10 protein-coding genes (1 of these 10 only partly in view) are annotated in these 13,956 nt (G+C 63.9%); 8 read left to right on the top strand and 2 right to left on the bottom strand.

All coding sequences use genetic code 11. The features are described 5' to 3' along the window. Positions 1-60: 60 nt before the first annotated feature. The 7 genes from ptsP (at position 61) to ACWTU9_RS03730 (ending at position 10,545) form a co-directional block, all read left to right on the top strand. Positions 61-2,331, top strand: a complete 2,271-nt coding sequence (gene ptsP, locus ACWTU9_RS03760) for a phosphoenolpyruvate--protein phosphotransferase (RefSeq protein WP_454573292.1) — start codon at positions 61-63, stop codon at positions 2,329-2,331. 9 nt (positions 2,332-2,340) lie between these two features. Next, complete coding sequence (prfA, locus tag ACWTU9_RS03755; protein ID WP_455857159.1) at positions 2,341-3,420, top strand: peptide chain release factor 1; 1,080 nt, start codon at positions 2,341-2,343, stop codon at positions 3,418-3,420. Then, positions 3,413-4,291, top strand: coding sequence for a peptide chain release factor N(5)-glutamine methyltransferase (gene prmC / locus ACWTU9_RS03750; protein ID WP_455857158.1), 879 nt, complete (start codon positions 3,413-3,415; stop codon positions 4,289-4,291). Before prfA ends, prmC begins: the two co-directional genes overlap by 8 nt. Before the next feature lie 304 nt (positions 4,292-4,595). Then, the gene (locus ACWTU9_RS03745) at positions 4,596-5,567 is read left to right on the top strand and encodes a DUF4167 domain-containing protein (RefSeq protein ID WP_455857157.1); all 972 of its coding nucleotides are present in this window, start codon (positions 4,596-4,598) and stop codon (positions 5,565-5,567) included. 209 nt (positions 5,568-5,776) lie between these two features. After that, positions 5,777-8,383 (top strand): ATP-dependent chaperone ClpB, encoded by a 2,607-nt coding sequence (gene clpB, locus ACWTU9_RS03740; RefSeq protein WP_455857156.1) that lies wholly within the window; start codon positions 5,777-5,779, stop codon positions 8,381-8,383. 86 nt (positions 8,384-8,469) lie between these two features. Further along, a complete protein-coding gene (locus ACWTU9_RS03735) occupies positions 8,470-8,826 on the top strand; it encodes an MmcQ/YjbR family DNA-binding protein (RefSeq protein ID WP_455857155.1) in 357 nt (118 codons plus the stop codon). A gap of 189 nt (positions 8,827-9,015) precedes the next feature. Beyond that, positions 9,016-10,545: a L,D-transpeptidase family protein gene (locus tag ACWTU9_RS03730; RefSeq protein WP_455857154.1), complete on the top strand. Its 1,530-nt coding sequence runs from the start codon at positions 9,016-9,018 to the stop codon at positions 10,543-10,545. Here the strand turns inward: ACWTU9_RS03730 and ACWTU9_RS03725 are convergent. Then, positions 10,519-11,157 carry a TMEM175 family protein gene (locus ACWTU9_RS03725; protein WP_455857153.1) on the bottom strand — a complete coding sequence of 213 codons (639 nt, stop codon included), beginning with the start codon at positions 11,155-11,157 and terminating at the stop codon, positions 10,519-10,521. The two genes, ACWTU9_RS03730 and ACWTU9_RS03725, sit on opposite strands and share 27 nt — an antisense overlap. 166 nt (positions 11,158-11,323) lie before the next feature. Here ACWTU9_RS03725 and ACWTU9_RS03720 point away from each other — a divergent pair, with 166 nt between their 5' ends. After that, a complete protein-coding gene (locus ACWTU9_RS03720) occupies positions 11,324-12,880 on the top strand; it encodes an MFS transporter (RefSeq protein WP_455857152.1) in 1,557 nt (518 codons plus the stop codon). 72 nt (positions 12,881-12,952) lie between these two features. Here the strand turns inward: ACWTU9_RS03720 and ACWTU9_RS03715 are convergent, their stop codons facing one another. Next, positions 12,953-13,956, bottom strand: partial view of a M23 family metallopeptidase gene (locus tag ACWTU9_RS03715; protein ID WP_455857151.1) — the 3' portion only. 967 nt of this gene lie beyond the right edge of the window; 1,004 of the gene's 1,971 nt are visible here — the last part of the coding sequence; its start codon lies off the right edge, out of view; its stop codon occupies positions 12,953-12,955.

The raw sequence follows: 13,956 nt of genomic DNA, 5'->3' as shown, positions 1-13,956 counted from the left end.
TGTGCGCCGGTCGCAGTGGAAACTGCGGCGGGCAAAATGCCCATTGGAGAAGAAGCCGCGATGCGTGATACGGCCAGTGGCCCGCGCGTTCTGCTGAAACGGCTCCGCGAGCTCATGCAGGAGCCGCTGGAGCCGCAGGAGCGGCTCGACCGGATCGTGCGCGACATCGCCTCCAACATGGTCGCCGAAGTCTGCTCGCTCTATGTGCTGCGCGCCGATTCGGTGCTCGAACTCTACGCCACCGAAGGTCTGAACCCGAACGCCGTCCATTTGTCTCAGCTGCGGCTGGGACAAGGCCTGGTCGGCACCATTGCCGCCAGTGCGCGGCCGCTGAACCTCTCCAACGCGCAGGAACATCCGGCCTTCGCCTACCTGCCCGAGACTGGCGAAGAGATCTACAATTCCTTCCTCGGCGTCCCGGTGCTGAGGGCGGGGCGCACGCTGGGCGTGCTCGTGGTGCAGAACAAGACCATGCGCCACTATCGCGACGACGAGGTAGAGGCGCTGGAAACGACCGCCATGGTGATCGCCGAGATGATCGCCACCGGCGATCTCGCCCGGCTCACCCGGCCCGGCCTCGAACTCGACCTGCGCCGTCCCGTCAGCTTCACCGGCCTGTCCTTCAACGACGGCGTCGGCCTCGGCCATGTGGTGCTGCACGAGCCGCGCATCGTCGTCACCAATCTGTTCAACGAGGACAGCGAGGAGGAGGTGCGCCGGCTGGAAACCTCGCTTGGATCGCTGCGGCTTTCCATCGATGACATGCTGGAGCGTCGCGATGTCGCCTTCGAGGGCGAGCATCGCGAGGTGCTCGAAGCTTATCGCATGTTCGCCAACGACCGCGGCTGGGTGCGGCGGCTGGAAGAGGCGATCCGCAACGGCCTGACGGCGGAAGCGGCGGTGGAAAAGGTGCAGAGCGACATGCGCGCCCGCATGCTGCACATGACCGACCCTTATCTGCGCGAGCGGATGAGCGACTTCGACGATCTCGCCAACCGCCTGCTGCGCCAGCTGATGGGCCGCGGGCCGGAGGATGTCGCGGCGTCCTTGCCGAAGGACGCTATCCTGGTCGCCCGTTCGATGGGCGCGGCCGAATTGCTCGATTATCCCCGGGACAAGCTGCGCGGCGTGGTGCTCGAAGACGGCGCCGCCACCAGCCACGTCGTCATCGTCGCCCGCGCCATGGGCATTCCGGTCGCCGGCCAGATGAAGGGCGCCGTTTCCATGGCGGAAAACGGCGATGCCATCATCGTCGACGGCGAGGAAGGCACGATCCATCTGCGGCCGCAGCCGGACCTCGAAGCCGCCTATGCCGAAAAGGTCCGCTTTCGGGCGCGCCGGCAGGAAGTCTACAGGGAACTGCGTAAAAAGCCGTCTGTAACCAAGGACGGCGTCCAGGTCGATCTGTTGATGAATGCGGGCCTGGCCGTCGATCTGCCGCAGCTGGCCGAAGCGGGTGCGGCCGGCATCGGCCTGTTCCGCACAGAATTGCAGTTCATGGTCGCCTCGACCTTCCCCCGCGCCGAAGCGCAGGAGAAACTCTACCGCGACGTGCTCGACGCGGCGCGCGGCAAGCCGGTGACCTTCCGCACCATCGACATTGGCGGCGACAAGGTGCTGCCCTACTTCAAGGGCGCCATCCAGGAAGAAAATCCGGCGCTCGGCTGGCGGGCGATCCGCCTGACGCTCGACCGGCCCGGCCTGCTCAGGACGCAGATCCGCGCTCTGCTCAAAGCCTGCGGCGGGCGTGAATTGAAGCTGATGCTGCCGATGGTGACGGAACTCGGCGAAATCGCCCAGGCGCGCGAAATCATCGACCGCGAGGTCAGGCACCTCTCGCGCTTTGCCCATCATCTGCCGACCAGCCTCAAGCTCGGCGCCATGCTTGAAGTGCCGTCGCTGCTGTTCCAGCTCGACGATCTGATGAAGGCGGTCGATTTCGTCTCGGTCGGCTCCAACGATCTGTTCCAGTTCGTCATGGCGGTCGATCGCGGCAACACACAGCTGTCCAACCGCTTCGACACGCTGTCGGCGCCGTTCCTCAGGGTGCTGAAGCAGATTGCCGACGCCGGCGCGCGCAATCACACGCCGGTGACGCTGTGCGGCGAACTTGCCGGCAAACCCATATCCGCCATGGCGCTGATCGGCCTGGGCTACCGTTCGATCTCGATGTCGCCGGCCTCGATCGGTCCGGTCAAGGCGATGCTGACCGAACTGCCGCTGGAGGAACTGGAGGCCTTCTTTGCCGACAATCTGATGGCGCCGGCGCATGGCCTGCCGATGCGGGCGCTGCTGCAGGCCTTTGCCGACGACCGCTCCATCCCGCTATAGCATCAGCCCATGGTCAACCTTCCCCGCGAGCGTATGGATCAGGTCGTCAAGCGTTTCGAGATGCTCGAAGCGCAGATGTCGGCTGGGCCGGCGGCCGATGCCTATGTGAAGATGGCATCGGAATATGCCGAACTTCAGGACATGGTGGCCAAGGTCAGGGAATTGCGTTCGGCCGAGCATGAACAGGCCGACCTCGAAGCGATGCTTGCCGACAAAAGCACCGATGCCGAGATGCGGGCGCTGGCCGAAGCCGATCTGCCCGGCGTCGAGGAGCGTATCGAGGAACTGCAGAAGGATATCCAGATCCTGCTGCTCCCCAGGGATGCCGCCGACGACAAGAACGCCATCCTCGAAATCCGCGCCGGCACCGGCGGCGACGAGGCCGCGCTTTTCGCCGGCGACCTGTTTCGCATGTATGAGCGCTATGCCGCCGAACACGGCTGGCGCTTCGAGACGGTGTCGGCGAGCGACGGCGACGCAGGCGGCTTCAAGGAAATTATCGCCACCATTTCCGGCCGGGGCGTCTTTGCCCATCTGAAATTCGAATCCGGCGTGCATCGCGTGCAGCGCGTACCGGCGACCGAGGCCAGCGGGCGCATCCATACCTCGGCGGCGACGGTTGCCGTGCTGCCGGAAGCCGAAGAGGTCGACATCGACATTCGCGCCGAAGACATCCGTATCGACACGATGCGCGCCTCGGGTTCAGGCGGCCAGCACGTCAACACCACCGATTCAGCGGTGCGCATCACCCATTTGCCGACCGGCATCATGGTGGTGCAGGCGGAGAAATCGCAGCACCAGAACCGGGCCAAAGCCATGCAGATCCTGCGCGCGCGGCTCTATGACATGGAGCGCAGCAAGGCGGATGAAGAGCGCTCCGAAGCGCGCAAATCACAGGTCGGCTCGGGCGACCGTTCCGAGCGCATCCGCACCTACAATTTCCCGCAGGGGCGGCTAACCGACCATCGCATCAACCTGACGCTCTACAAGCTCGACCGGGTGATGATGGGCGAGCTCGACGAGGTCATCAACGCGCTGATCGCCGACCACCAGTCGAAGCTGCTTGCCGATATCGGCCTCGATGGCTGACACCCTGCCCGGCACGCTCGGGCCGCTGCTGCGGGCAGTGCGGGAGCGGCTTGCCACGGCCGGCGTCGCCGTTCCGGCGCTGGACGCCAGGCTGATCGTCGAGCATTTCTCCGGCACGGGCCGCACGCAGGCGATAGCCGAGCCACAAAGTGCGGTCGACGCTGGTGCCGTTGCCGCGATCGACGCCGCCTTGCGCCGCCGCCTGGCCGGCGAACCGGTGCACCGCATCCTCGGCTATCGCGAATTCTATGGGCTGCGGCTCGCGCTGTCGCCGGAAACGCTGGAGCCGCGGCCGGACACCGAAACGCTGGTCGAGGCGGTCCTGCCCTTTGCCAGCGAAACGGCTGAAAGGCTGGGGGAATGCCGCATTCTTGATCTTGGCACCGGCACCGGCGCCATTGCGCTGGCTTTGCTCAGCGCCGTTCCCGCCGCGACCGCCACCGGCGTGGATAGTTCACAGGATGCGCTCACGACCGCGACGCGCAATGCCAGGCAAACCGGGCTGGCCGGCCGGTTCGAGGCGCTGCACTCCGACTGGTTCGCAAAAGTTTGCGGCCGGTACCATGTAATTGCCGCAAACCCTCCCTATATACGGTCCGAAGACATTGGAAATCTGCAGGACGAGGTCCGCGATTTCGATCCGCACGGAGCCCTCGATGGCGGTGTGGACGGTCTTGGCCCTTACAGGATCATCGCCGCCGAGGCGGCAAGGTTTTTGGAAGCACAAGGCAAGATTGCGGTCGAGATCGGCCACACGCAGCGCAATGAGGTCAAAGACATATTCGCGGCAGCCGGCTACAGGCTGACCGGGGCATTTGTCGATCTTGGCGGAAACGACAGGGTTCTTATGTTTGAACAGGGAAAGCCTTGACGCAGTGCAAAAAAGCGCTTGGCAATGCCGGGGAATGCGGCTAGGGTCCGCCTTAACCGGATGAGACGAAGCAGGCAGTGCTCTTAGCGATTCGGTTTTCCTTGGAAATAGCTGCCTTCTTGCGCAAACGACGCCCAAGCTTCGTGCGGGAATCGTCCGGCAAGTGATGTAACCGGAACAGGATGACACGTGGCGCCAACGCAATTGATGCGGGCGAACGCCGGTGAAGAAACGAAACGGCTGGCTGCATGAGCGCCTCCGTTCGTGAAACGTTTTTCGAAAATTTCAAAATGAAGAGAGTCTTATGAGGCCACAACAGCAGAACAGGCGCATGCGCGGTCGCAACAACAATGGCGGCGGCGGTGGCAACAACAATAACAACAACAACCGCAAGGGTCCCAATCCCCTGACGCGTAACTACGAGAGCAACGGCCCGGACGTGAAGATCCGCGGATCGGCTCAACAGATCGCCGAAAAATACGCCACTCTGGCCCGTGACGCGCAAAGCTCCGGCGACCGGGTGATGGCGGAGAACTACCTCCAGCACGCCGAGCACTACAATCGCATCATCGCCGCCGCGCAGGCGCAGTTGCCGATCCAGAATACCCAGCAGAACCGCGACGATTTCGACGATGACGAAGATCGCGACGATTTCGACAATGCCGGCAACGGCAATGGGGGCGAGACGCAAGCTCCGCAGGCGAACCTCGGCAACGGCCCTCAGCCGACGATCGAAGGCACACCGGCCGAACTGGCATATGGCCAGGAAAACGGCCGCGAGAACAATAATGGCCGTGACAACAATGGCCGCAACAATAACGGGCGCGACAACAATGGCCGCAACCGTGACCGTCGTCCTGGCGGTTATGGCCAGAACGAGCAGCGTGGCGACTATGCCCAACGCGGCGAGCAGAACGGCCAGCGCGGCGACCAGCAGCGCTTCACCGAGACGCCGGCGCAGGGGGAGACCGTCGCTGCGGCTGAGCCTGCGGCCGAGACCGGTTTCTCCGAGCCGGCACCGCTGTACGAAAACCTGTCGCCGGCGGCTCTTGCTGCCCGGGCCGAACTCAATGAGGCTGCGGCCGAGAGCGGCGCTGGCCGCCGCCCGCGGCGTCCGCGCCGCCCGCGCACCAATGCCGATCACGTCAGTGACAACCAGTCCGGTGGTGAACAGGCGGATAGCGCCAGCGAAACCGCCGCAGCCACCGAGGTGGTGGATGCGGCACCGGCTGAGAGCCCGGCCGGCGACCCGTTCGTCGTCGACGCCAACAACTGACCGAACAAGACGGTAATCCTTGAAACGGCGGAGAGAAATCTCCGCCGTTTTCGTTTGCACCGGCATGCAATATCCTGTCCGGCGAGTCTTGAGCGGCAATGGCTTGCGCCCCATATCTGGCGGGAACTGGACCTGGCTCCGATGAGCGGGTCCGTCACCGCAATCTGATCCGGTGCCGCAAAGCGGGCCGGTGATGGAAGGAGACAGACATGAACCTCGAGAAATACTCCGAGCGCGTCCGCGGATTCATTCAGTCCGCCCAGACCATGGCGCTCTCGCGCAATCACCAGCAATTCACCCCCGAACATATGCTGAAAGTCCTCGTCGACGACGATGAGGGGCTGGCCGCTTCGCTGATCGAGCGCGCCGGCGGCAACGTTCGTGACGTCAAGCTCGGCGTCGAGACCGCACTTGAGGCAATGCCCAAGGTGGAAGGCGGCAACGGCCAGCTTTACCTGGCGCAGCCGCTGGCCAAGGTGTTTTCGACTGCGGAAGAGCTGGCCAAGAAGGCCGGCGATTCCTTTGTCACCGTCGAGCGGCTGCTGCAGGCGCTGGCCATGGAGAAATCTGCCAAGACGGCCGATATCCTGTCCAAGGCCGGTGTCACCGCGCAGGCGCTGAACCAGGTCATCAACGATGTCCGCAAGGGCCGCACCGCCGATTCAGCGAGCGCCGAGCAGGCTTATGATGCGCTGAAGAAATACGCCCGCGACCTGACCGCCGACGCCCGCGCCGGCAAGCTGGACCCGGTCATCGGCCGCGACGACGAGATCCGCCGCACCATCCAGGTGCTGTCGCGGCGCACCAAGAACAATCCGGTGCTGATCGGCGAACCCGGCGTCGGCAAGACGGCGATCGCCGAAGGCCTGGCGTTGCGCATCGTCAATGGCGACGTGCCGGAATCGCTGAAGGACAAGCAGTTGATGGCGCTCGACATGGGCGCACTGATTGCCGGCGCCAAATATCGCGGTGAGTTCGAGGAGCGGCTGAAGGCCGTGCTCAACGAAGTCACTTCTGCGGCCGGCGGCATCATCCTGTTCATCGACGAGATGCACACGCTGGTCGGCGCCGGCAAGGCCGATGGCGCCATGGACGCTTCGAACCTGTTGAAGCCGGCATTGGCGCGCGGCGAGCTGCACTGCGTCGGCGCCACCACGCTCGATGAATACCGCAAGCATGTCGAGAAGGATGCCGCACTTGCCCGTCGTTTCCAGCCGGTGTTCATCGACGAGCCGTCGGTTGAAGACACGGTTTCGATCCTGCGCGGCCTGAAGGAAAAATACGAGCAGCACCACAAGGTGCGCATCTCGGATTCGGCGCTGGTGGCGGCGGCAACCTTGTCCAACCGCTACATCGCCGACCGCTTCCTGCCGGACAAGGCGATCGACCTCGTCGACGAAGCCGCGTCGCGGCTGAGGATGCAGGTCGATTCCAAGCCCGAAGCGCTGGACGAGATCGACCGCCGTATCATGCAGCTCAAGATCGAGCGCGAGGCGCTGAAGGTCGAGACCGACGACGCTTCGAAGGACCGGCTCGCCCGCCTGGAGAAGGAACTCGTCGGCCTCGAGGAGGAATCGACCGAGATCACCACCAAATGGCAGGCCGAGAAGCAAAAGCTTGGGCTCGCCGCCGATCTTAAGAAGCAGCTCGACGAGGCACGAAACGAGCTTGCCATTGCCCAGCGCAAGGGTGAGTTCCAGCGCGCCGGCGAGCTTGCCTATGGCAAGATCCCGGAGTTGGAGAAGAAGCTCCGGGAAGCCGAGGCCCAGGACGACAAGGCCGGCATGGTCGAAGAGGTGGTCACGCCTGACCACGTCGCCCATATCGTGTCGCGCTGGACCGGCATTCCGGTCGACAAGATGCTGCAGGGCGAGCGCGACAAGCTGCTGCGCATGGAAGACGAGATCGGCAAGCGTGTCGTCGGGCAGGGCGAGGCAGTGCAGGCGGTGTCCAAGGCTGTGCGCCGCGCTCGTGCCGGCCTGCAGGATCCGAACCGGCCGATCGGCTCGTTCATGTTCCTCGGACCGACCGGCGTCGGCAAGACCGAGCTGACCAAGGCGCTGGCCAACTTCCTGTTCGACGACGAGAGCGCTTTGGTGCGCATCGACATGTCGGAGTTCATGGAGAAGCACTCGGTCGCCCGGCTGATCGGCGCGCCTCCCGGCTATGTCGGCTATGAGGAAGGCGGTGCGTTGACCGAAGCGGTGCGGCGCCGGCCCTATCAGGTCGTGCTGTTCGACGAGATCGAGAAGGCGCATCCGGATGTCTTCAACGTGCTGCTGCAGGTGCTCGACGACGGGCGGCTCACCGACGGGCAGGGCCGCACGGTCGACTTCCGCAACACGCTGATCATCATGACGTCGAACCTCGGCGCCGAATATCTGGTCAATCTCGGCGAAGACCAGGACGTCGACGTCGTCCGCGACGAGGTGATGAGCGTGGTGAGGGCCTCGTTCCGGCCGGAGTTCCTCAACCGCGTCGACGAGGTGATCCTGTTCCATAGGCTGCGCCGGCAGGATATGGGCCGCATCGTCGAGATCCAGCTCAAGCGGCTGGAAAGCCTGCTCGTCGACCGCAAGATCACGCTGTCGCTCGACCAGGAATCGATCGACTGGCTGGCGTCAAAGGGCTACGACCCGGCCTATGGCGCGCGGCCGCTGAAACGGGTGATGCAGAAGGACCTGCAGGATCCGCTGGCCGAGAAGATCCTGCTCGGCGAGATCCTCGACGGCTCGACCGTCAAGGTCACCGCCGGCTCCGACAGGCTTAACTTCCGGTCGAAGCCCACCGTGGTGGCGACCGAAGCGGCAGCCTGATACCGTGCCGCGTGTCCTATCGGACGCGCGGCATTTTCTTATGAAATAACAAATTCTTATGAAACAAATCCTTTGTCGGGGTTCAGATGACGCTGGACGACTACAACAGCTTCTGCGCCTCGCTGCCGCAGACGACTCATGTCGTGCAATGGGGCGGCGCCCATGTCTGGAAAGTCGGCGGCAAGGTCTTTGCCATCGGCGGCTGGAATGATGGCGGCCAGCTTTTCGTCACCTTCAAATGTTCTGAAATGGCCTATGACGTGCTGAAGGACCAGCCTGGCTGCCGGCCTGCGCCCTATCTGGCATCACGCGGCATGAAATGGATCCAGCGTCAGACAAGCCAAAGCATGGATGATGATGCGCTGAAGGACTATCTCGGCGAAAGCCATCGCCTCGTCGTCCTCAAGCTGACGAAGCAGACGCGCAAGGAATTGGGCCTGTAGCGACGTGAAATCCGCCATCTTCATGCCCGGTTCATGTTGGAAAGCTTAAGTTCTGGTTTGCTGGCGAAGGGGTTTGCCTGCAAGCTTTTGACGGTCAGGGCGTTCCTTGCGCATCCAAACGGAGGCGAGAGCGTTCTGAAGGGAACACTGCCGGGCGGCGGCGCTTACGGACCGGAGAGTTTGACCACCATGTTCCGCACGATCTTTGCCTTTTCGGTGCTCGCCACCGGGCTGCTTGCGTCCAGCGCCATGGCATCGCCGACGGTGGATGACGCATTGCCGGTTGTTCGCGCTGCCGATAGCGGCGGCATTGTGCTTGCCCAGGACGGCAATCTCGACATCTATTACGACGCCAGGGGCAACCGTGTCATCGTCGATGCCGACACCGGCAAGGTCATCGCCATCCAGCCGCCGCAGACCAGGCTCGACCGGCGCGCGCTGCGCCGTCAGATGCGAACGCGCGAACTCGGACGTGCACCGGTCGAGGATGATGACCGCTACTATCTCGATGATCCCCAGGACATGGCGCGTTTCCGCCGCAAGCAGTTGGAAGAGGAAGGCACCGTCATTCCGCCGTCGGTCGACGAAAACGATCCCTATGGCGACAATTCGGACCAGGTCTTTCCGGATGCGCCACGGGACGAGGGGACCTATGGCAACACGTATCCGGACGCGTCCCAGCCTGAGCAGGACGGCATCAAGCGCCAGCCGCTCGACGAGGCTTCGATAGATCCGGTTCAACCGGCGACACCGGGCGACGAGGCAGCCCTGCCGCCGAAGGTCGACGGCAAGGCGGTCGTCGACCCCTCGCTTTCACTCGGCGCGCGCCAGGATGTGGCGGCATTGCAGGTGCTGCTCGACCGCGCCGGCGCCTCGCCCGGCGTCATCGACGGGCGGTTCGGCTCCAATGTAGACAAGGCGCTGGCCGCCTACAACCAGATCACCGGCAGCAATCTGCGCTCGACCGACGCGGTCGGTATCCAGGCAGCCCTTGCGCAATCCGGCGGCGATGCTTTCGCCAATTATACGATCACGGCCGAGGACGCAGCCGGTCCCTATGTCGCCTCGATACCGGAAGACTACAGCCAGAAGGCGCAGCTCGACCGCATGGCCTACACCTCCGTCACGGAAGCCCTGGCCGAGCGCTTCCACATGGACGAGAATTATCTGAAGTCGCTCAACCCCGACGGCGGCTTCAACCGCCCGGGCACGATCATCAAGGTCGCCAACTTCGGCCGGCTGGTGTCGACCCCGGTTGCCCGCATCGTCGCCGACAAGGACAAGAAGCAGGTCTTCGCCTATGATGACGCCGGCAAGCTGGTCGCGGCCTATCCGGCTACCATCGGCTCCGCCGACACGCCGTCGCCAACCGGCACACACACGGTGTCGCGCGTCGCGCTCGATCCGAACTACACCTACAACCCCAGCATCAATTTCAAGCAGGGCCAGAACGACAAGATCCTGACCATTCCGCCGGGACCGAACGGCCCGGTCGGCTCGGTCTGGATCGCGCTGGACAAGCCGACTTATGGCATTCACGGCACGCCCGACCCCTCCAAGATCGGCAAGACCGAAAGCCATGGCTGCGTGCGCCTGACCAACTGGGACGCGCGCGAACTGGCCAAACTCGTCTCGCCGGGCGTCACGGTGGAATTCGTCGGCGGACCAACAATCGCGGATGTCGGCGGGACCTCAACCGATGAGTTTACGCAGCAATGAGGCGCGCGGCGCGGCGGCATAGATGAGCTGCACCAGCAGGATGAAACCGATGCTGAGCAGCGGCGTGATCAGGCACAGCGCTGCGCCGATCGCCCACAGGATCTGCGCCTTGACGATGCGCATATAGACGGTGTGCGTCGTTTCGGCGTCGAGGTCTTCCGCCAGAAAGCCGTTCTTGTCCGCATACCACCAGCTGCAGCTGCAGAACAGCGTCACGCCGAGCATAAAAAGGTTGAGCCAGTAGACCAGCACCGCGGTCCTGAATTCGAGGAAGTCGGCCAGAAGGTCGGTTGAGAACGGCAGCAGAGCGATGAAGGCCAGAAAACACAGGTTCAGCGTCGCAAGCCGCCGGTCGGACCTGGCGATCAGCCCGTGCTGCGCCTGCTGGCCGAACCAGAAGATGGTCAGCGTCAGGAAGCTCAGCGCATAGGTCAGGAAGCGCGGCGCCAATGCTGCGATCGCCGAAAGCAGTTCGCCTTCGGAGTGGACCATTTGGTGCGCCGGGACCCGGATCTCGAGCACGATCAGGGTCAGCGCGATGGCAAAGACGCCATCGGTGATGCCGACGACGCGTCCGCGCGCCTCCGCCGATGCTTCGAGTGGTCGTTTCATACGGCTTCCCCTTTGCTTGCATCTCTGAACCTAACACGGCCTCGGCGCTTTACATCCGGATTGATGTGACCCTGCCCATGCGGGCAGGGTTTTGCCGGAACTGGAGTCATGACAGTGGGGCGCTGGCTGGTTGTTGCCTGCCTGCAACAAGCCTAAGCAGACGCTCATGAAGTCTCCGAGCGATGCCGCAGTTTCCCCGACCAGCTCTGTTTCCAACGGCACGTTCTGCCCGCCGCCGCAGCGCAAATTCGTGTTGGTCGCGGCGATCCTGGCATCCGCGCTCGGCTTTATCGACGGCTCGATCCTGGCCATCGCCATGCCGGCAATGCGCGTCGATCTCGGCGCCAGCCTCGCCGAAGCGCAATGGATTTCCAACGCCTATGCGCTGACGCTGTCAGCGCTGATTCTGGCGGGGGGTGCTGCCGGCGACCGGTTCGGCCTGCGACGCGCTTTCGTGGCCGGCATTGCGCTGTTCATTGTCGCTTCGCTTGCCTGCGCGATGGCGCCGAATGCGCTGGTGCTCATCGCCTTTCGCGCCATTCAGGGCATCGGTGCGGCTATCATGGTGCCGGGCAGCCTTGCCATCATCGCCAAGGCCTATCCGAAGAAGGAGCGCGGCCGGGCGATCGGCATCTGGGCTGCCGCTTCGGCGTTGACGACGGCGCTCGGACCGGTGCTGGGCGGCTTTGTCCTGTCGGCTTTTGGCGGCGGCATCTGGCGGGCGATCTTCGCCGTCAATTTGCCGCTTGGGCTGATCTCGATCTATCTCTTGCTGGCCAAGATTCCCGCCGACGCGCCGACGGAGAAGCGAAGCCTCGATCTCGGCGGCGCCGCTCTCGCCACGCTTGCCTTCGGGGCGCTTGCCTACGGGCTGACCGCGATGAGCGCCGAAGGCGGTGGGCTGATGTCAGGACCGAGCATCGCCGCGGGAGTGGTGCTGCTCGTCGTCTTCATCGTCTTCGAGCTTCGGCAGAGCGAGCCGATGATCGATCTCAAGCTGTTTCGGATCGGCGCCTTCGCCGGCGCCAATGTCGCCACCTTCTTCCTGTATTTCGCGCTCTCGGCCAATCTGTTCTACCTGCCGATGCTGTTGATCGCCGGATGGGGGCTGAGCACCAGAGAGGTCGGCTTCATCTTTCTGCCGCTGTCGGCGTCGATCGCGCTGCTGTCGGGTCCCGTCGGCCAGTGGTCGGATCGGATCGGTCCGCGGTTTCCGATTGCCAGCGGCTGCCTGGTCGTCGCCATCGCCTTCGCCGGGCTTGCCCTGCTCTCCCATGCCGGCATGCACAATTTCTGGACCGGCACGTTTCCGCTGATGGCGGTGATGGGGCTCGGCATGGCGCTGGTCGTGTCGCCGCTGTCGACGGCGATCATGACGGCGGTCGAGGACAAGGATACCGGTGCCGCCTCCGGCATCAACAATGCGGTTTCGGGCATTGGCGGACTGATCGCGGTGGCCGCGATGGGCTCGCTGGCGGCCTGGGTCTATTCGACGATGCTCGATACCCGCGTCAGGCCCGGCATTCCGGGGTTCGGCGAACCAGTCTCGGCGGCGCTCGCGCCGGAACTCGAAGCGATGCGGCTCGCCGCCAGCGATGCTGCGTTCTCTGCCGTGTCGACGGTGACGGCCGTGCTTTGCCTGCTTGCTGCTGTCATCGCCTGGGCAACCGTTTCGGGGCAAAAGCTGCCTTGGTCACGCGCCGAAGAGAATCAGCCGACCTGATTCGGAGCCGGTCCGATTCGAAATGCTCTGATTTGGGGCAAATATGATTTCGACGGTGTCGAGTGTGAGGGCTCAGCCTTCGATCTTGGCGCTCGCGACCTTCAGCGAATTGCCGTCTTCCTGCTTGAGCAGATCGTCGATGCGCTCGCGTTCGCGCTTGAAGGCGACTAGGTCGTCGCCCTTCAGTACCTTGCCGACCGGCAGGCGCACCCGCATCGGGTCGACCTTGGTACCGTTGACGATCAGCTCGTAGTGAAGATGTGGCCCGGTGGAGAGGCCGGTCTGGCCGAGATAGCCTATGACCTGACCCTGCCGGACGTGGACGCCAGGTTCGATGCCTTTGGCGAAGGCGCTCTGGTGGTTATAGGAGGTCTCGTAGCCATTGGCATGGCGAAGGATGATCTGCTTGCCATAGCCGCCGGCCCAGCCGGCTTTTTCGACGGTGCCGTTGCCGGCGGCAATGATCGGCGTTCCGATGGGGGCTGCCCAGTCGACGCCGGTATGCATGCGGACATAGCCGAGGATCGGATGCCGGCGAGCGCCGAAGCCGGAGCGGAATTTTCCGGCGGGCAGGGGATTGCGCAGCAGGAACTGCTCGGCGCTTGATCCGTCCTCGTCGAAATAGTCGGTCGATCCGTCCTGCATCTGAAAGCGGTAGAAGTTGCGCGTCTGGCCGCCGAAGGTCGACGAGACATAGAGCAGTTCCGATTCGTCGGAGGCCTGGTCGTCGCCGTCCGGCTGCGAGAACAGCACGTCGATGCGGTCCGACGGATTGAGCCTCGACTGGAAGTCGACGCCGGAGGCCAGGAGCTTGACCAGTTGCTGGGTCAGCTTCTTCGACATGCCATAGGAATAGGCGGCGCGGTAAATGCCGTCATAGACGTTCGGCAGGTTGCCGCGCACCACCACCGGCGCCGACGAATCATCGAACGCCGTCAGCAATTCCGGATTCGGCTCCGGTTCCTGCGCCGGCACGTACTGGCCGCGATCGTCGAGCGCTATGGTGACGATGTGCGTTGTCTTGTCATAGACGCTGGTGCGGACCACCTTGGCGGCGTCGCCATGCACTTCGAGCC

The organism is Mesorhizobium sp. 128a, from assembly GCF_053848025.1.
The sequence above is the reverse complement of the archived record's forward strand: the minus strand, read 5'-3'. Positions and strand labels throughout refer to the sequence as shown.